This window comes from Prevotella sp. BV3P1, from assembly GCF_000479005.1.
Lineage (GTDB): Bacteria > Bacteroidota > Bacteroidia > Bacteroidales > Bacteroidaceae > Prevotella.
Genome location: NZ_AWXC01000036.1, coordinates 1 through 20,046, shown reverse-complemented (window position 1 = coordinate 20,046; position 20,046 = coordinate 1). Strand labels below are relative to the sequence as shown.

Genomic DNA, 20,046 nt, shown 5'->3' with positions numbered 1-20,046 from the left:
CCTAAAATGGAGTATTCAAGGAGTGGATTCCAACGTTAATGAAACAAAGGTGTTATCCAATACCATTTGCTGGTTGTAAGTTGGGTTCTTGAGGGATAACTTACATAATATATCAATGAGTAGCAAAATAGACGACCAAAGCACTTGCTTTTGTGAAGATCTCAAATTTTGTGTGGTTTCACAGGATTTGGGAAATGGATTTATAATAGGACATATTTTTTTGTCTTGAAAAGAGATATTTTATCGAGGAAGAAGTTATCTTATCTTTTATCAATTACCAATACACTTTCTCGTAGTTTTCCAATCATCTTACTTTGTTGTGGACTAGCTTTTATATCACGAGCTTTTCTAATTTCACGAACACAAAAGCCATTTTTTTCAGCTATATCACCTATGATATAGTCAACAGGTACCTCTACTCCAAAATAAGCGGAATTAGCCACATTTAAGTAAATCACACCTCCTACACGCATTTTCTTCTTAAAAGCTGAGAAAAGTGTCTCCATATCTTCAAAATATCCACAAATCATATTGAGAATATCCGTATTCCAACTCTTTGTCTTTGAGTTTTTCATATCAGAAAGGCACTTTTCTAAACGTGAGTTATCTATTGGCTTTAATTCTGAATATTTTACTTGGACATGTGAGCGGAGAGTGCTCTTTCGAAGATTCCTTAAATCCTCGTGACTATTTACTAATTCTAGCACTTTTAATTCTAACATATAAATATCTGTATAGTCACGGGAGTTTAAATATGGAGGAGAAGTAATTATTAAGTCCAAAGAGTTATCTGGTACTTCCTCAATACCCTTACGAACATCACCCAAATAACATATATTCGTGTTATTCACTACCGTTGGTTTCGAAGAGATAATTTTAATATCCTCTGCGATAACACCGTCTAATTTAGCAAGAAAAAGTTTATGAATATCTATTCTGCTATAAATTCGCGTTTCCCAATCTTTTTTATATGACAAACATTTACCATTGCGAAACATATTGCTAGATTGCAAAATAATAGAAGCCAGAGCAATAGTAAATAGTTTTTTATATCTCTCATCATCAATTTCCATACGAATGGCATGACGGATATCAAGAATACCGTCAAGTGATGTGTTGTGAAAATTCCATTTTCTCATACCAGTTTTATACACAACCGTATGACCAAAGGGTACAGATTCCTTAGTTCGAATATCTTGTAATGGATTTGACAATGAGTCTGCTATTTTGTTTCTATAATATTTAAATGTTAATTCGTCGTAAGTCTGTTCAAGTTTGACTTTAGTCAAAAGATGCATAAAGGGACTCACCTCAAAACTATAACATTTAACGTTATGACTCTGTAATTCGACAGGGGTCGTACCACTCCCACAGAAAGGTTCCATAGCACATTTTGGGGGGGAAGGTAGTTCCTGGATAATCTCCTCTATAAACTCCTTAGAGTAACCCTCCACAAAAGGATACCATCTATGAACAAAAACATCCCTATTTTTGTCAAATACCATAATAGAGTTATATTTCTCTGTGTAATCTATCAAAGGATAATCTTTCATTCCCTATGTTTCCTTATCTGGGATTAATATTTTTGATACGGAAGTCTGGAAGTTTGAGAAACCTCGGAAAATGTTTCTTTAAATTTTCCGGATAGTCAGTTTCTTTTATTCCTCTACCGGTATCAACCTTATCCTCTTTGCGGGCATCAAAAACCGCGAGATAACCTATCTTCACATTTTTTTTCTCTGCCAATAAATTATCTATATAGCCAAGTACTTGTTTGATTGCTTCTGGTCTAATGCGTGGAGATGCTTTGTATTCAGTTCCTAATTTCTGACCATTGTTATGGATACTCTCACCAACCCATTTGACCTCTATAAAATACAAATCACTACCCATCTCGTCTGTTAGTACAATATCTAAGCGATCCAGATCTTCCAACATGACTTCACGCGAAACTACGACCCTCATGTGTTGTTTGATATACTCTCGCATATCTTCCCTAAATAATTCTTCGGGTTTATTGTTTAAAAGATGTTTATAATCCTCTAAAAAGGTCTTTTCATTTTCAGTTGATTTCATCGAAATTCGTAGGGCACGAAGACCGGCTTTGGGCACAAAGAACTTGAGGTAAGTATCTTGGTGAGTCAGGTTTACACGATACTCATCCAGAACCTTCTCTAACTGTTCTATAGGCTTTAATTCTTCATAACGACTCTGAGCCTCAAGTGTATAGAACACTCCATCTCCATAATCACTACCATCAATAAAATAATTAATAGTAGCATTAGGGGCTACATGGAAAGCTATCAGATCTTCAGCTGTATTCGACAAAGCCGCAAAATACCGACGGGCATCATTATTATTGTTAGGGAACACATCATTATTGTTATTCAGTACGCTAAAATTAGAATCCACACGTACCGTTCTATTGGTAAGAAAGGCATGAAGGTGGAATAACTCTTGCACCTTAACCTCTGCATCAGAACAAAGATTAAGTAAGTCTGTTTTGCTGATGAGAATCAGACGGTAATCGCACTCTTTGTTTTTTCGACGACATTCTGCAAACAGAGACAACAACTGCTGAAACTGCCATGTTTCTTGAATACCATCATTGGTACGCCGTAAGATATCTGATTGCTTCTCTTCAAGCATACGCATGAATTCAGGATTATTGGAAAATCTACCTATACTCATGATTTTCATCTCTTACTGATAATCTGACTGAAAAGATAGTCGAAATAAAGACTAATATATTCCTCTTTACTAATAGTTGACGTGTCAACCAATGTTCTCTCAAAAGCATTCTTGAAATCATGGAGGACTTTTAACGTATCATTCTCCAAATCTGTACTAATCTCTGAACTGAGGTTAGCTTTAACAGACTGTTCGTATTGTGGATCATTGATAATAAAACTGAAAATTTTACTTTCCCCATATTTGCCAAGGATGAGAAAAATTACATCAATCCATTTTTGCTTCTCATCACTAACGGTATCAACACCGTCAGATGAATTTTGCCAAACATCACCATCTATATCACCCAACAAACGCTGAGATGACAAAAGAAAGGCAAGGCTTTTATATACCAAATCGGAATATGGTCCGAATATGGTGACACTAAAATGGTATAGCTTGAACTCATTCTCTGTATTATGACTAAAAGAGTATAACACCTTCATTAGATAGATTACACGCTGAAGAGTGCTAACGCTCATTGAATTCCAACCGATTTTCTTTGCATGGGCGACAATGGTCATCAGGTCTGCATTAGCCATCATCAACTCTTCTTTGTTACTCATTGTATTCTGTTTTTTATTTCATTATACATAGATTTTATCTGTTCGTTACCACCTTGAATAGACGATTGTTTGGCAATATCCAATAATCCTACCATTGACAAACGGATACCATGTTCTGAAATCAAATGATCTATAAACGAACTGTTATTAAGATTGGATGTCACAATCACGATATTAGGTTTCCGCAAAAATTGTAGGAAAACCTTAGCAGCATTCTTCTCATAAGATAGGTCAAGACTACTGTCCGGAGTCTCAACGATATAAAAAGATGGCGACTGATAAAAAAATGTTAGGATACTCATTCTAAACGAATGGTCAACGAAAAAACGCTGAGATTCAGACAATGATTCCTCTTGTTTCCTCACCTTACCATCAATAACGGGGTAAAAACGTTTGGGACGGTCATCATAACTATTGTATTCTAATGAACAAGAAACCCCAAGAAAACGTTCTGCAAATCCTGCAAAAATTGCAGAGAATCGAGTGACATTGGCTAGTATTTCTCCTTCAATTCTGTTTGTCAGTTCCAGAGATTTATTCCTAAATTCTTCACTTTTTTTCTGGTATTCTGCTTTTTCTCGTGAATACTTGTTATATTCATCATCTAAAGCCCGTAAATTGTCTGGTTCAGCAGCATCTGAGCGTTTATATTCTTGCTCGCGCAATCGCTGAAGTAAGATACGACGTTGTAGGTCTTTTTCGCGAAAGTCATTGTCAAGACGGTTCTGAGTCTCTTCTATAGCATTGATCTTACGTTGTTTATTTGTAATTCCTTGATAGAGACTATTGCGGGCAGAAATCACTTCTTTATATTTAGTAGAGAGGCCTACGTCTGTTGATACATGTATCTCATTTCCGCAGACGAAACAATTTGTGGAAGAATCATTCACCCTCTTCACTAGGTCTTCAACCTCATGACTACATATTGGGCACAAATGATTTAGTTGGATATTCTTGATAAACGCATTGTACATAGGATGAAGGGTTTCCCACATACTGGCATTCATCTCTTTTTCTATCTGTTTTTTTTCATCGTCAAGTTTAGTAGCATTAAGACTATCTCTATTTATCTCTCCTTGAAGGATACATATCTTTTTTGATAGAGATTTTTGAGTAGTCTGGATGGAGGCCAATTCTTCAACAACTAATTCTATGCGTCTTTTCAGTTCAATAATATCAATAGATGGAGATGCCTCGGTACTTTTATCTGATTTGGATACCTTAATTTTTTCCAGCAATTTAGTTATCACACGCATATCTTCTGACTTATGTCGAGATAAACTATCAAAATACTTGGCTTGACGTTGCATTTCCTGACGTTCTAGGTCTAACGCTGGCTCATTAAAATACTTGTTGAACAATTCGTTCTGGACATCTGTGCGTCCATCAATCCCATCGTTCCAAAGAACAGTATTATGATTCTCTCCAAAGAAGAGTATCTCGTTCACAAAAAAAATCAAGTCATCGAAAGTCAAATTGGAGAACTCTTGGATTTTTTTCTCATATTGATAAAGAAGATACTGAGTCTGTTCAGAATCATTTACTCGTTCATAGCGATTTTCGGTTATAGGGATACCTTCTAATGGTATTCCGTCTATTATAACAGACAACAAACGACCATCTTCCAAACTACGAGTCACCTCAAAACTTGTATTATTGATCTTAAATTTCAAAACTACTTGAGCAATACCATCCGTAGATATACTGTCATCCTTTCGAGCAGAGAAATAGTCTGATTCATACAATTGTCTTTTGACGATAGCTCGTTCCATATAGGTACGGGTTAAATCTTTCGCCTTTCTATAAAGACCAATTAAGCCAAATTTGATGATATTGACGAATGTTGTCTTACCCATACCATTACCCCCTAAAACGAGATTGACACCCTCGACAAAATCGTAAGTGTAATCTAACCCATTTGGGTATAAAGTATAATTCTTAATGCTTATACTTATCAATTCTGGTAAAAAAATTTGACGACTCATAAAGTTGGTCTTTTATAAACAGCAAATATACAACTTTTTTCGCGTCTATCAGAAATTTAATCAAGTTTTTTTAAACTAATCTATTTATGGAAAGAATTTATATGTATGTACTCCCGAAGGTGCAAGAGATTTCTTCGTGCGAGATTTTAGGGCAAAGCCCAATATTCGGTTACCATAATATACAGACAGGTTCCCGCTCTTTCTTCTTGTCTTTCGACGACAATGTACGATTGGAGGTGATGACCAAACCGCAAATGGCAGATGGCGAGAAAGAGAAAAACAGAACGGGCTTTATTCACCTTTCCTTCAGCGTGGGAAGTAAAGAACAAGTGGATACGCTAGCGGCTCAATTAAAGATAGATGGCTTTGAAGTGACTGATGGACCAAGAACTACCGTGATGGTTATTACGAGAGCTGTATTGTGGGCTTTGAGGGTAATTTGATAGAGATTACCGTTTAAATGAAATTTTTCATATGCCGGAAATACCGTTTTCAAGGCTCAAAAACACGACTTATAATGAGGTAGCCAAGTTCGATATGGATAATCTCTAATTCCTTTTAATCATTGCTTTGATCAAATGTTAAATTTTATACAAAAAGAGTAGTTTTTCGTATATTTCTTTGTATGTTACCGACAAGTAACGTATCTTTGCTGTTACTTATCGGTAACATTTTATTTAAGAATAAAATGAAAGACAGGGAACATACAGAAAAGAGAATCCTTGAAGCCGTCGGGAGTATTATTGAAAACGACGGTTTTGAAAAAATAGGCGTGAATGCAATAGCCCAAAGGGCAGGAGTTTCCAAAATGCTCATATACAGATATTTTGGAGGGATTGATGAATTGATTGCACAATATCTCCTCCAAAAAGATTATTGGGCGAATACGGATATGGACATAATCAAACCGTCTGACATCGGAGGAAGTCTTAAACGCCTGTTCAAAGAGCAAATCATACGGCTGAGGAATGATATTACATTAAAGCGATTGTGCAGATGGGAACTCTCCACTGAAAATGAGAATATTAGCCGTTTATGTGAAAGAAGAGAACAAAATGGCTGTAATTTGATAAAAAGAGTAAGTCAACTGACATGTTCTCAGGATTCAGAAGTGGCTTCGTTGGCAAGTATCATTTCTGCATCTATCAGTTATCTGTCTCTGATGGAAGAACGAAATCCGATATATAACGGTATCGACTTGCGAAGTGATAACGGATGGGAGCAGATAACAAAGGGGATAGATTCGATAATAGACTTATGGATAAAAGAAATTCAACAATGAGAAATTTATTTATAACATTTATTATATTCATAGGAACAATGAGCAACATATTCGCCCAAAACACAGATTATCTGTTTATGATAGAACATGCGGTAAAAGCTCCATCCGGACATAATACTCAGCCGTGGTTGTTTAAGATATGTAAATCGGTGATAGACATTTATCCAGACTTCACAAAATCGCTGCCGGCCGTAGATCCCAACAACCGGGAATTGTTTGTCAGTCTTGGTTGTGCTGCCGAAAACCTCTGTATCGCGGCGAGCCATAAAGGATATAAGACAAATGTGACGATTACGGAAAATGGTGTTATAAAAATCAGACTTTCGCAAGAAAACCTAAATAGTCGTCCCTTGAAAAGCAAATAACCTATTGATTATCAATAAAATAACATTTCTATTATTTGCATATATCTACAAGCTTTTGTATCTTTGCATAGTAAAATCTTGCAAATCAACAATGTATAAATCTCCATCCAACACCCATCAGGTATCAATGTTTTGGGACTTGGCATCCATGCTCAATCCCACCCATCCAATGTATAAACTTGCCAATCTGATAAATTGGGAAACCTTTGAGCGTTCCTTTGCCCCCTTGTACTGTAAGGACAACGGACGCATGGCCAAGCCTATCCGCCTGATGGTCGGTCTTATAGTGCTGAAGCATATTCGCAACGTCTCGGACGAGAGCGTCGTGGAGCAGTTCTCGGAGAACGCCTACTACCAGTATTTTTGCGGAATGGAATCCTTCACCATCGCCAAACCTTGCGTACCGACAGAACTCGTGGAGTTCCGCCATCGCATTGGCGAAGCGGGTATGGAGTTGATTCTCAAGGAGAGCATCCGGGTAAATCTGCTGCTTAACGACAAGCGGAAAGAGAATGAAAACAGAAATGACGGCAAGGACGGTCGTGGACGCAAGTCCGACACCGAGCAGACAGCCTTTATCGACTCTATCGTGCAGGAGAAGAACGTCACGTTCCCCACGGATTCGAAACTCCTCAATAAAATCATCGGTTTCTGCCGCGACGTGGCTCATGCAGAGCACCTCAAGGTGCGCCAAAGCTATGCCAGGGAAATCAAGAGACTTAAGCTTGTGCAGCGTTTCCGTGGCAGGAAGAACAGTTCAGTCAAGGTAAGGAAGGCCGACCGTCGGATGCGCACCATCGCCGGAAGACTGTTGCGCGAGCTGGTTCGAAATTTGCCCCCTGAGAACTCTTACCAAGAACGTATTGAGGTCTGCATGAAGTTCGTTAACGGCGAGAGAATGGACGGTCATAAGATCTACTCCCTTCATGAGCCGGACGTGTTGTGCATCAGCAAGGGGAAGGACCACAAGAAATACGAGTTCGGCAATAAAGTCTCCCTTGTCAGACTGTGGAATGGTCTCATTGTCGGTGCATTATCTTTCCGTAATGAATACGACGGTCATACGATAGACAAGGCAATGGAGCAGGTCGGCAGGGTCTATGGCAGGAAAATCAAAAGACTCGCGGGGGACAGAGGGTATCGCGGGCAGGAAACGTGCGGAGAGACGAACATCATGATACCCGGCGTTCCCAAGGCAAGCGACTCGCCACACACGAAAAAGAAAAAACAAAGGTTCTTCCGCAAGAGAGCAGGAATAGAGCCTGTCATAGGGCACTGCAAGGCAGATCATCGATTGGGGAGGAACTTCTACAAGGGTCTCTTGGGTGATGCCATCAACGTGATGCTCGCTGCGGCTGCATTTAACTTCAAAAGAGCCATGCGGTTTCTTTTGTGCCTTATTCGAACCATGATAAAATGGAGTATTCAAGGAGTGGGTTCCAACTTTAACGAAACAAAGGTGTTATCCAATACCTTTTGCTGGTTGTAAGTCGAGTTCTTGAGGGACGACTAGATAGTTGCGGGGGGCAAAGTCATTCCCTCGTCTTCATACTTTCGTATCACCTCTTCTATCCATATTTTGGGTCGAACCCAATAGTTGAAATAGTCTGTAACATACTGTACGGCTCGTTTTTCAAATCCCAAATAACTCTCTCCCTCAGAGAGCAAGCTCTCTAAGTTCGCTCCATCGGGAGAAACAACCATAACAATACCTGCAAACCCAATGTTGTAGGGATGTAGTATATAAACTCCCAACTTGGCACATAAGCGATCAAAAACGAAAGGAATGTCACTTTTGAAATCAAGAGCATTGATTGCCACATCATGCCCTGCGACAATATCCTCTATATTATTGTGATCAATAAATGTGTTTATGGTCGATATTTGTGCTTTAGGATTGATGCTGAGCAGTCGTTTTTTCAATGCCTCTACCTTAGGGATACCCAAATCTTCCTTCGTATAGTTCTGCCTATTGAGATTGCTCTCCTCCACCACATCTCCATCGACCAACGTTATAGTTTCAAATCCTATTCGCAACAAAGTTTCCGCAACATTGCTTCCTATTCCTGCACCAGCAAGTAAGACTCTAAAATCTTTGATTTTTATTTGATCTTCATCGGAAATGTAGATTCGATTTCGTTCGTATCGTTTCGTCTGAATATTATTTTGATTAGACATTTACGCTGGCAAAGTTCTCATCTTATATGCATTCCTGCAATACCCGAAAGGGTAATTCTATATGCGAGTATGATTTATTATGAGTTTTGCGAAGAGAAATTCAAGGTAATACAATCTCTTCTGCCCTAAAAGCAGTATCTTTGCGAGAGAATTAAGAGTTCTTTGAAGTGTTGCAGAATAAAGAGAGAAAGAGAAACTCGCTCGTTTCTTATTCGTTCCCCTTCGCCGAGTAAGCTTATTATTACCTTCTCAATTCCAGGTTATTAGCTCTCTACAATCCGATTTTATGCGGAGATTTGCGATTTTCGTACAGCCAAGGACATCGGTATCGACCGCCCTGAAAAGAATGAGATTCTGCATAATATACCACCCACGCCCGAACAGGAGGTGTTTATCGGCAAACTGATGGAGTTTGCCAAGAGTGGCGATGCTACAATCTTAGGACGTGCACCTCTGAGTGAGAGTGAGGAAAGGGCAAAGATGCTTATTGCAACAGACTACGCCCGCAAAAGATTCAAGAATACTGTATCTTTCAGATAGTCAATAAAATAAGAATAAATAAAGGGTAAATGGGTTACGAGATGGAAACGAGCGAGTTTCTTTCCCTCTCTTTATTCTGCAATGCCTCAAAGAACACTTAACCTTATATAATGCAAAGATAATCGTTTTTCGATGAAATACAATTCTAAAACAAGAATTTTATACGGAAAAATCAATTACTTTTAAATATGGTTGGAGAAACAACCTTAAAAGTGTATCTTTGTACTTACCTACTCTGCAATATACAATGATAAATCAACAGAAAAAGGCGATAAATAGGATTAAAGCTGTTTTGGCAGAAAAACAATTGTCTGGCAAATGGCTGGCGAATGAAATAGGTCGTACAGAGAATACCGTTTCTCGGTGGTGCTCCAATAAAGTGCAGCCGTCCCTTGAGAACCTTCTTGAAATCGCCAAGGTGCTAAAGGTTGATGTGAGAGAATTACTTAGGTCAACCGAAGAATAACCTTATATGTTAAACAAATAATAACTAAAGAATAATAAATATGCCAGTACAAAGTGAAGCTGCTCTTGAGAACGGACTCATTGCTACTCTTCAGCAAATGAACTATGAATATGTAGAGATTGAAGAAGAGAAAAATCTCTGGACAAATTTCAAAAGTCAACTTGAGAAACATAACAGGAAGAGACTGGAAGAGATTGGACGCACAGAGTTTACTGAAGCCGAATTTGAGAAAATCCTGATTTATCTTGAGGGTGGCACACGTTTTGAAAAGGCAAAAAAACTTCGTGACCTCTTTCCGCTAGAACTGGATGATGGAGAACGCCTGTGGGTCGAATTTCTGAACCACACCCACTGGTGTCAGAACGAGTTTCAGGTTTCCCATCAGATTACTGTTGAAGGAAGAAAGAAGTGTCGTTATGACGTGACGATACTGATAAATGGTTTACCTTTGGTCCAGATAGAATTGAAGCGCAGAGGGGTAGAGCTGAAACAGGCTTACAACCAGATACAACGTTATCATAAGACTTCGTTCCATGGCCTGTTTGACTATGTGCAGCTGTTTGTTATCTCCAACGGAGTGAACACGCGTTATTTTGCCAACAATTCGAATAGTGGTTACAAATTCACGTTCAATTGGACAGATGCGGCTAATGTTCCTTTCAATGAACTGGAAAAGTTTGCCACCAGCTTCTTTGATAAATGCACGTTAGGCAAGATTATAGGCAAGTATATCGTTCTGCACGAAGGAGATAAATGCCTGATGGTGTTGCGTCCTTACCAGTTCTATGCCGTTGAGAAGTTACTTGACCGTGTGAAAAATTCCAATAACAATGGCTATATATGGCATACAACTGGTGCGGGAAAAACGCTGACTTCATTTAAGGCTGCCCAGCTTGTAGCCGAATTGGACGATGTGAACAAGGTTATGTTTGTAGTTGACAGACACGACCTTGACACACAGACGCAGTCCGAATATGAGGCATTTGAGCCTGGTGCTGTTGACAGTACCGATAACACAGATGAACTTGTGAAGCGCCTTCATGGTAATTCCAAAATTATCATCACCACCATCCAGAAGCTCAATGCCGCTGTAAGTAAGCAGTGGTATAGCAGGCAGATTGAAGAAATCCGTCATGCTCGTATCGTGATGATTTTTGATGAGTGTCATCGTAGTCATTTCGGAGATTGCCACAAGAATATCGTCAGGTTTTTCGACAACACACAGATATTCGGATTTACAGGTACGCCAATCTTCGTTGAGAATGCTGTGGATGGTCATACAACAAAGGAAATCTTCGGCAATTGCCTCCACAAGTATCTGATAAAGGATGCTATTGCTGATGAAAATGTACTTGGTTTCCTCGTAGAATATTATCATGGCAATGCCGATGTAGACAATGCTAACCAAAACCGTATGACGGAAATTGCCAAATTTATCCTTAATAATTTCAATAAATCAACATTTGATGGCGAGTTTGATGCTTTGTTTGCCGTGCAGTCTGTGTCAACGCTTATTCGATATTATAAAATATTCAAGAGTCTTAATCCCAAAATAAGAATAGGAGCCGTGTTTACATACGCATCTAACAGCAGTCAGGACGATGCCCTTACAGGTATGAATACTGGTAGCTATGTGAGTGAAAGTACGGGCGAAGCAGATGAGTTACAGGCTATTATGGATGACTACAATGATATGTTCGGTACAAGTTTCACTACAGAAAACTTCCGTGCATATTATGATGACATCAATCTTCGTATGAAGAAAAAGAAAACAGACATGAAGCCACTTGACCTTTGTCTGGTAGTCGGCATGTTCCTAACGGGCTTTGACAGCAAGAAACTCAATACACTCTATGTGGATAAGAATATGGACTATCATGGATTATTACAAGCATTCAGTCGTACAAACCGTGTTTTGAATGAAAAGAAACGTTTTGGCAAGATTGTTTGCTTCCGCGATTTGAAAAGCAATGTGGATGCTTCTATCAAGCTTTTCAGTAACAGCAATAATCTTGAAGATATTGTCCGTCCGCCTTTTAATGAAGTCAAGAAGAATTATCAGGAACTTACGACAAACTTCTTAGAACAATACCCAACTCCCAGCAGCATAGATTTGTTGCAGAGTGAGAAAGATAAAAAGCAGTTTATCCTCGCATTCCGTGATGTCATTAAGAAACATGCAGAGATTCAGGTTTACGATGAATTTGAAGAAGATGCTGCAGATCTTGGTATGACAGAACAGCAATTTATGGACTTCCGAAGCAAATACCTTGATATTTACGATACATTTGCTGGTGGCTGTAAGCCTTCAGAAGAAAATCAAACGCCTGACGAAGATACAGAGTCCACGGAAACTTCAACAGAGTCAGGTATTGATGATATTGATTTCTGTTTGGAATTGTTGCATAGCGATATTATCAATGTAACTTACATACTTGAACTAATTGCTGATCTCAATCCTTACAGCGCAGATTATAAGGAAAAACGTACGTATATTATTGATACGATGATTAAAGATGCCGAGTTACGTAACAAAGCAAAACTGATTGATGGCTTTATACAGCAGAACGTGGATAATGACCGAGATAACTTTATGGCACGCAAACAGAAGTTTGACGGTACAAGCGACCTTGAAGAACGATTGAACAATTACATCACTACTGAGCGGAACAATGCAGTAGATAAACTTGCAAAAGAAGAGGGCTTGGATGTATCTGTTCTCAATCATTACTTATCTGAATATGACTACTTGCAAAAGGAACAACCAGAAATTATACAAGAGGCGTTGAAAGAGAAACATCTTGGTCTGATAAAGACTCGAAAATCTCTGACAAGGGTAATGGATAGATTACGTAGTATCATCAGAATATTTTCCTGGGACTAAAATAAAAATCGACATGGCATATTTTAATACAACAATCAAAGATTTAATATCTGAAAGAATAGGTAGAAACACATTTCTACCTGCTATACAGTGAGAATATGTATGGAATCCATACCAAGTAGAAAAACTATTTGATTCGATAATGTGTGGTTATCCTATTAGTTCTTTCTTATTTTGGAAAATAAGAGAAGAAAAGAAAAAGGATTGGACTTCCTATGAATTCATAAAGGATTTTGATCAAGCGACTCCTCACAACAAGGAGGCAAATCTTGATGGAGTTAATCAGGATATATATTTAGTTCTTGATGGACAACAGAGAATAACATCAATCAACATCGCCCTTCGTGGTACATATCGTTTTTTTTTATAGAAAATGGAGGACAACGAGACTTTACTTGAATCTTCTATGGGATAAAGGAGATGATAATCCAGAGGAAATGACTTATCAATTCCTTTTTAAGGAAAATAATCAAATATTACCACGAACAGACTATCCTCAACTGTGGTATCGAGTTGGTGATATATTGAATTATGACGATGCTGAAGATGCAAAGGATTCTATAGAAAATGACCTTAATGGATTTGACGAAGATACAAAAAAACGAGCAAGAAAAATGATTAGTAAATTGTTCAGTGTTGTCAATGTTACTCAAAATATCAACTATTACGAGGAAAAATCAGATGATTATGACAAAGTACTTGAAATATTTATCCGTACTAATACAGGTGGACAGAAATTAGAGTACAGCGATATTCTTCTATCAACAGCAACAGCTAAATGGCGAAACCTTAATGCAAGAGAAGAAATAAATAAATTTACAGATGAAATCAACAAAATAGGAAATGGTTATAATTTCGGCAAAGATTTTGTTATGAAAGGAGCGATGTATCTGACCGAAAATCTGCCCATACAATATAAAATAAGTTCTTTTACAAGAAAAAATCTTGAATGTATCGAAGACCATTGGGAAGAAACAAAAGATGCTATTTCTAATAGTATTCAGTTAATTAGTAAATATGGTTTTACTGACAAGAATTTAGTTGCAAGATTAACTTTACTTCCTGTGGCACAATATTTACAAAGGAAGCCAAAAGGCTATCTAACATCATCATACATTAAAGATGTTGAAGACCAAAATAATATTCAGAGATGGATTATAATGATGCTTCTTAAGGGTGCTTTAGGTAGTGCAACAGATAATAAATTGAATTTAATGCGTCCCGTTGTAAGAGCAACATCGGAATATTTCCCTTATGCTGAAATTAGCAAAGAACTTAAAACAGAGATGACATTCAATGATATGGAGATAGAGAATCTGTTGCAATATAATTATGGGACACGATATAGTTATCTTATTTTATCGTTGCTATATCCTGGTCGAGACTGGAAAGATAAGAAATACAATGAAGACCATATATTCCCTCAAAATGAATTTAAGATAAAAAATCTTCGTGCAAGAGGATATGATGACTCTACAATACAGAAATATACAAATTATTTTAATACAATATTAAACTTAGAGTTATTAGATGATTCTGAAAATAAGTCTAAGAATGCAAAACCATTTGACATTTGGCTTAAAAGTCGCGATACAAATTTCAAAAAGCGTCATCATATTCCAGAAATGAATGATTATAGTCTAGACTTCTTCCTTGAATTTATACAAAAGAGGAAAGAACTATTAACAAAACAGATTAAGGAATTTTATTTGCAATAACAAAAAAAACAATATGAGCGAAGAATTACAACAGAAACTCCGTGACCAACTTTGGGAAGTCGCAAACAAGTTGCGTGGCAATATGTCGGCAAGTGACTTCATGTATTTCACCCTTGGCTTTATCTTCTACAAGTATTTGTCGGAGAAGATAGAGAAACATGCCAATGACGCCTTAGTGGATGACGATGTTACCTTCAAAGAATTATGGGCAATGGAAAAAGATACCGATATAGAAGAGCTACAAGAGAGCGTAAAGACCGAATGTATCGAAAACATTGGCTATTTCATAGAACCTAACTTCTTGTTCTCATCCGTTATTGAGAGTATTAAAAAGAAAGATAATATCCTGCCGATACTTGAGCGTTCTTTGAAGCGTATTGAAGATAGTACTCTGGGGCAAGACAGTGAGGAGGACTTTGGCGGTTTGTTCTCAGACATAGACCTCGCCTCGCCTAAATTGGGAAAGACTGCCGAGGATAAAAATACATTGGTCAGTAACGTACTTCTTGCCCTCGATGACATAGATTTTGGCGTAGAGGCTTCACAAGAGATTGATATTCTTGGCGATGCTTATGAGTATATGATTAGCCAGTTTGCCGCCGGTGCAGGAAAGAAAGCCGGTGAGTTTTATACTCCGCAGGAAGTTAGCCGTATCTTGGCTGAAATTGTAACCATCGGCCATGCACGCCTTCGCAATGTTTATGATCCAACCTGCGGTAGCGGCTCTTTGCTGCTCCGTGCAGCAAGTATAGGACATGCTAATGAGATATTCGGACAGGAGAAGAATCCCACGACCTACAATCTTGCTCGCATGAATATGCTCCTTCATGGCATCAAATTCAGCAACTTCCGTATAGAGAATGGCGACACACTCGAAGCCGATGCCTTTGGTGACACTCAGTTTGATGCCGTTGTTGCCAACCCTCCGTTCTCAGCAGAGTGGAGTGCTGCTGATAAGTTCAACAATGATGACCGTTTCAGCAAGGCAGGACGGCTTGCTCCACGCAAGACAGCTGATTATGCGTTCATCCTCCACATGCTTTATCACTTAAACGAGGGTGGAACTATGGCTTGCGTTGCTCCTCATGGTGTTCTCTTCCGTGGAAATGCTGAGGGGGTAATCCGCCGCTTCCTCATTGAAAAGAAAAACTATGTGGATGCTATCATCGGTCTGCCTGCCAACATCTTCTATGGAACAAGCATCCCTACCTGTATTCTGGTGTTTAAGAAATGCCGTAAGGAAGACGACAGTATTCTCTTCATTGATGCCAGCAAGGATTTTGAGAAGATAAAGACACAAAACAAGCTCCGCCCACAGCATATTCAGAAGATTGTTGACACCTACCGTGATCGCAAGGAGATTGAGAAATACAGCCACCTTGCCACCTTGGAGGAGATAGCCGAAAACAACTACAACCTCAATATTCCACGTTACGTTGATACTTTCGAGGAGGAAGAACCTATTGACATCCATGCCGTGATGAAGGAAATCAAGGATCTGGAAGCCAAGCGTGCCGACCTTGACAAAGAAATTGAAGGGTATCTGAAAGAGTTAGGATTGGTTGAATAAAAACGAAAGGAACTAAGTATGAAAGGCTATGCAAAACCGTTATATGAATTTATAGAAGGCAATAAAATCCAATTTGTAATTCCTGTCTATCAGCGCAATTACGATTGGTTGATAGACAATTGCGACCAGCTGTTTAACGACTTGGTAAAGCTAAGTCGCTTAAACAGACATTCTCATTTCTTTGGTTCTATCGTCACATCGTCTGCCGATAATAATAGCTACAATAGGTTGGTAATAGATGGCCAACAACGTTTGACCACCATTTCACTTCTTCTTTTGGCTGGAATAAAGGCAGTGAAAGATGATGCTATAAAAATAAGTGATAAGAAGAGAATTGAAGAAGCTTATGAGGTTTTCTTGAATGCTAAGTTCTGTAACGCCGAACGTAAAATTAAATTAGTCCCTATTGAGAATGACCGAATTGCCTACGACAAGATTTTTAATGATGAGGACTCTTTTAATGAAGACTCTAAGATTACTCGCAATTATCGTCATTTCTATGAGAAGTTGACGAGAAGACCACAATTATTGTCATTTGACCAATTGCTTGATGCCATCGAACGCTTGCAAATCATTTCAATAGAATTGGACCAAGATGATGATGCACAGCTCATTTTTGAAAGTCTTAACTCTACTGGATTGGCTCTTACAGAGGCAGACAAGATACGCAATTATCTTCTGATGTCCTTGACACCAGAAGAGCAACTGGAGTGTTTCAAGAACTATTGGCAAAAGATAGAACTTGCAACAGAAAGCCAACCAACAAGATTTTTGCGCGATTATCTCACCATCAAGCAACAGCTACAACGCCCTGTTCGTTTGTCTAATATTTATTACGAATGGAAGAAGTACATGGAAGGGCATGACGGTAAAGAAGAATTGATTGAAATGTTGGACTATGCACATTACTATCAGCAAGTGGTGGAGGCAAAACTCTTCACCGCCAAACTTTCTGAGAAAATGCGTCATATCTGCAATATCGAAACAGACGTGGCCAATGTATTCTTCATTCAATTTTTGAAGTATGCCTCTACTAATGAACTTTCAGAAGCAGAAATGTACAAAGTGATTGACTTGGTGGAAAACTACTTGGCAAGACGTATTGTATGCAATATGCCTGGCAATGCACTTACACAGGTGTTCTGTGCTTTGCATAAGGATGTACTGAAAAGTCTTGAAGAATATGCCTCTGCTAATATTGAACTTGATTATTCTTATTCAGATATATTGACTTTTCACATTATGCGTCGTGATGGCAACTATCAGTTGCCAAGAGATGTACAGTTTGTGGAATCAATAAAGACCCGAGATGCCTATCACATGCTTAAGCCGTTCCAAATTTTCCTCTTTGAAAGGTTGGAGAATTCTGTGCATGGTGAATACAATGACGTAGCTATTGACATGAAAAAGAAGGATGCCACTATTGAACATATTATGCCGCAAACACTCAGTGGAGAGTGGAAAGCAATGCTTGGTGATAATTTTGAAGAGATACAAGAGAAATACCTTCACACATTTGCCAACCTGACATTGACAGGCATCAATAGCGAACTTAGCAACAAGCCTTTTGCTATAAAGCGTGATGGCAAGGCAATCGGAAATGAAATATATCCAGGTTACAGAAATTCCAAGTATCGCTTGACTAAAAATGTCACTTTGTGCGAGAAGTGGACTGAAACTGAGTTGCAAAATCGCAGCAATGAAATTGTGGCAATATTTTTGCGTCTCTATCCATTGCCACAAACCACATTCAAGCCATTGCCTAAGCCTGTTGATGAAGTGTCTCTGGAAGAGGAATCTTTCACTCCGACAAACAGGCAGCTAAAAGGCTTCCGTCTTTTTGGCAACGAATATACCGAGACAACATGGAAGGAAATGCTATTACGAGTGGTTAAGATGGTTGAACAACAATATACAGACATTGTAGATACACTCTATGATGCTGAAGGCTTCTTTTGGTCAGCCCAACAAGCTGATACAAGATATTGCACACAGATTGCTCCACAAAAATACTTGTGGACATCTATGGACAACAGAAGCAAGCTCCGCTGTTTACGATTCCTTTTTGAAAAGTGTGACATTGCCGAGTCTGAATTAGTAATGTTGCTTGAACCTATAAGAGAATAAAGTCATATGGAATATATAGATTTCAAGAAATTGATTGATGCTCTAACTGCCAAGCCAAAAGAAACAGAGTGGTTAGAGTTTAAGCACAATTTTCATTCTAAAGAAGAGGTAGGGAAAAGAATCTCAGCCTTGTCGAATAGTTCCTATTTGTGTAATATGCCATTTGGCTATATTGTATTCGGTGTTGATGATAAAAGTCATGATGTTGTTGGCACCGACTTGTACGGCAAACAAATAATGGTTTGCAACGAAGAACTTGAATCTTGGCTATCAACTCGCTTGAATCCTCGTATAGACTTCGAGATTATTGACGATTTCAATTATGAGGATAAAGGTCATGTCTGTATCTTCAAAATTCCAGCAACAATCAATCGCCCTGTAAGTTTCCTACATGAAGCATACGTTAGAGTCGGCACAATAACACGCAAGTTGAAGGACTTTCCTGCAAAGGAGGCTAAGATTTGGAAAGGCGATCGTAAATCTTTGGAAAAAATTGTCTTGAAAAATGGATTATCTGGTCAAGACGTTTTCTCCTACCTTAGTGCAGAAACTTATTTTGACATGATGCACTTACCTCTTCCACAAGATACAAATGGTATTTTGGATAGGTTTTTAGCTGAAAATTTGATAACGAAAGATGAGATTGGCTACAGTATTACTGAACTTGGGGCCATTCTGTTTGCCAAGCACCTATCTGATTTCGATGGTCTGAAGCGAAAAATGGTTAGAGTCATTGTCTATAAAGGCAAAAATAAGATTGAGACCATTCGTGAACAGACTTTCGATAAAGGCTATGCCATAGGCTTTGAAGAAATGGTTGCATGGATAAACAGCCAGCTGCCTGCCAATGAGGAGATAGGCATGGCTTTAAGAAAGGATGCTCGTATGTACCCGGAAATATCCATTCGAGAATTGGCGGCAAACATGATTATTCATCAAGATTTTGCTGTACAGGGCTTTCCGATGATTGAAATCTATTCTGATCGTATTGAATTTTCCAACCCAGGGCAACCCCTTATCAGTGTGGAGCGTTTCATAGATGAATATCAGTCAAGAAACGATACTCTTGCAGACATCATGCGCAGAATGGGCATTTGTGAGGAAAAAGGTAGTGGTATGGATAAGACCATATTCTATGTGGAACTGTATCAGTTACCACCAGTACGTTTCCAGCTCTATGAAAGCCGAACCACTGCAACGGTATTCTCTTATCGGAAATTTGCAGATTTGGATAAGTCCGAGAGAGTGAGGGCTTGTTATCAACATGCCTGTCTAAAATATGTCTCCAATGAAAAGATGAACAATCAATCTCTTCGCACACGCCTGGGCATAGAGGATAAGAATTATCCAATGGCATCAAGGATAATCAAGGATGCTTTGGAAGCGAAACTGATAAAAGAGGAAAATGCAGAGGGAGGTAATAGGCATAACTATATCCCATATTGGGCATAGGCCATGTAACTACCATGTAACTGAAGGTTCAAATAAGTGCCAAATTTAGCCCCAAACCCTCATATAATGGGGTATGGAGCATATACCGACCATGTAACTGGCATGTAACTGAGATATGATTGGCAACTAAAATTAAGGATTAAAAATGACAACAACGATAGATAACGAACAAAAGACACTTAA

Annotated in this window: 14 protein-coding genes and 3 pseudogenes; 12 read left to right on the top strand and 5 right to left on the bottom strand. The window is 38.5% G+C overall.

Annotated elements, in window-relative coordinates; all coding sequences use genetic code 11:
- Positions 1-260 precede the first annotated feature (260 nt).
- Genes HMPREF1254_RS06490 through HMPREF1254_RS06475 form a run of 4 tightly spaced genes read right to left on the bottom strand, consistent with a single transcriptional unit; the run spans position 261 to position 5,281 of the window.
- A complete protein-coding gene (locus HMPREF1254_RS06490; protein ID WP_023057861.1) occupies positions 261-1,553 on the bottom strand; it encodes a DNA modification methylase in 1,293 nt (430 codons plus the stop codon).
- Between the two features lie 13 nt (positions 1,554-1,566).
- A complete protein-coding gene (locus HMPREF1254_RS06485) occupies positions 1,567-2,691 on the bottom strand; it encodes a hypothetical protein (RefSeq protein WP_156099573.1) in 1,125 nt (374 codons plus the stop codon).
- A 5-nt stretch (positions 2,692-2,696) separates the two neighbouring features.
- Positions 2,697-3,296: a hypothetical protein gene (locus HMPREF1254_RS06480; protein WP_023057858.1), complete on the bottom strand. Its 600-nt coding sequence runs from the start codon at positions 3,294-3,296 to the stop codon at positions 2,697-2,699.
- The gene (locus tag HMPREF1254_RS06475) at positions 3,293-5,281 is read right to left on the bottom strand and encodes an AAA family ATPase (protein WP_023057854.1); all 1,989 of its coding nucleotides are present in this window, start codon (positions 5,279-5,281) and stop codon (positions 3,293-3,295) included. Before HMPREF1254_RS06475 ends, HMPREF1254_RS06480 begins: the two co-directional genes overlap by 4 nt.
- 82 nt (positions 5,282-5,363) lie before the next feature.
- Here HMPREF1254_RS06475 and HMPREF1254_RS06470 point away from each other — a divergent pair.
- From HMPREF1254_RS06470 to HMPREF1254_RS06455, 4 genes and pseudogenes are all read left to right on the top strand, one after another.
- Positions 5,364-5,741: pseudogene (locus tag HMPREF1254_RS06470) on the top strand (VOC family protein).
- A 228-nt stretch (positions 5,742-5,969) separates the two neighbouring features.
- Positions 5,970-6,563, top strand: coding sequence for a TetR/AcrR family transcriptional regulator (locus HMPREF1254_RS06465; RefSeq protein ID WP_036880387.1), 594 nt, complete (start codon positions 5,970-5,972; stop codon positions 6,561-6,563).
- Positions 6,560-6,895: pseudogene (locus HMPREF1254_RS06460) on the top strand (Acg family FMN-binding oxidoreductase); the annotation flags it as partial. The gene HMPREF1254_RS06465 and the pseudogene HMPREF1254_RS06460, both read left to right, overlap by 4 nt.
- Positions 6,896-7,019: 124 nt before the next feature.
- Positions 7,020-8,417 carry an IS5 family transposase gene (locus HMPREF1254_RS06455; RefSeq protein WP_023057852.1) on the top strand — a complete coding sequence of 466 codons (1,398 nt, stop codon included), beginning with the start codon at positions 7,020-7,022 and terminating at the stop codon, positions 8,415-8,417.
- A 20-nt stretch (positions 8,418-8,437) separates the two neighbouring features.
- Here HMPREF1254_RS06455 and HMPREF1254_RS06450 read toward each other — a convergent pair whose 3' ends face one another.
- Positions 8,438-9,106: a HesA/MoeB/ThiF family protein gene (locus HMPREF1254_RS06450; RefSeq protein WP_023057864.1), complete on the bottom strand. Its 669-nt coding sequence runs from the start codon at positions 9,104-9,106 to the stop codon at positions 8,438-8,440.
- Positions 9,107-9,388: 282 nt separating this feature from the next.
- Here HMPREF1254_RS06450 and HMPREF1254_RS12460 point away from each other — a divergent pair.
- The 8 genes and pseudogenes from HMPREF1254_RS12460 to HMPREF1254_RS06410 form a co-directional block, all read left to right on the top strand.
- A pseudogene (locus tag HMPREF1254_RS12460) lies at positions 9,389-9,646 on the top strand (helicase); the annotation flags it as partial.
- 247 nt (positions 9,647-9,893) lie between these two features.
- Complete coding sequence (locus tag HMPREF1254_RS06440; RefSeq protein ID WP_023057853.1) at positions 9,894-10,112, top strand: helix-turn-helix domain-containing protein; 219 nt, start codon at positions 9,894-9,896, stop codon at positions 10,110-10,112.
- Between the two features lie 40 nt (positions 10,113-10,152).
- Positions 10,153-12,996, top strand: coding sequence for a type I restriction endonuclease subunit R, EcoR124 family (locus HMPREF1254_RS06435; RefSeq protein ID WP_023057863.1), 2,844 nt, complete (start codon positions 10,153-10,155; stop codon positions 12,994-12,996).
- A 142-nt stretch (positions 12,997-13,138) separates the two neighbouring features.
- The gene (locus HMPREF1254_RS12420; protein ID WP_255325146.1) at positions 13,139-13,366 is read left to right on the top strand and encodes a GmrSD restriction endonuclease domain-containing protein; all 228 of its coding nucleotides are present in this window, start codon (positions 13,139-13,141) and stop codon (positions 13,364-13,366) included.
- A 67-nt stretch (positions 13,367-13,433) separates the two neighbouring features.
- On the top strand, positions 13,434-14,714 hold the full coding sequence (locus tag HMPREF1254_RS12415) for a GmrSD restriction endonuclease domain-containing protein (protein ID WP_255325145.1): 1,281 nt from the start codon (positions 13,434-13,436) through the stop codon (positions 14,712-14,714).
- A gap of 13 nt (positions 14,715-14,727) precedes the next feature.
- Positions 14,728-16,284, top strand: coding sequence for a type I restriction-modification system subunit M (locus HMPREF1254_RS06420; RefSeq protein ID WP_023057860.1), 1,557 nt, complete (start codon positions 14,728-14,730; stop codon positions 16,282-16,284).
- An 18-nt stretch (positions 16,285-16,302) separates the two neighbouring features.
- On the top strand, positions 16,303-18,411 hold the full coding sequence (locus HMPREF1254_RS06415) for a DUF262 domain-containing protein (RefSeq protein ID WP_023057862.1): 2,109 nt from the start codon (positions 16,303-16,305) through the stop codon (positions 18,409-18,411).
- 6 nt (positions 18,412-18,417) lie between these two features.
- On the top strand, positions 18,418-19,863 hold the full coding sequence (locus HMPREF1254_RS06410) for an RNA-binding domain-containing protein (protein ID WP_023057866.1): 1,446 nt from the start codon (positions 18,418-18,420) through the stop codon (positions 19,861-19,863).
- The last annotated feature ends 183 nt before the right edge of the window (positions 19,864-20,046 follow it).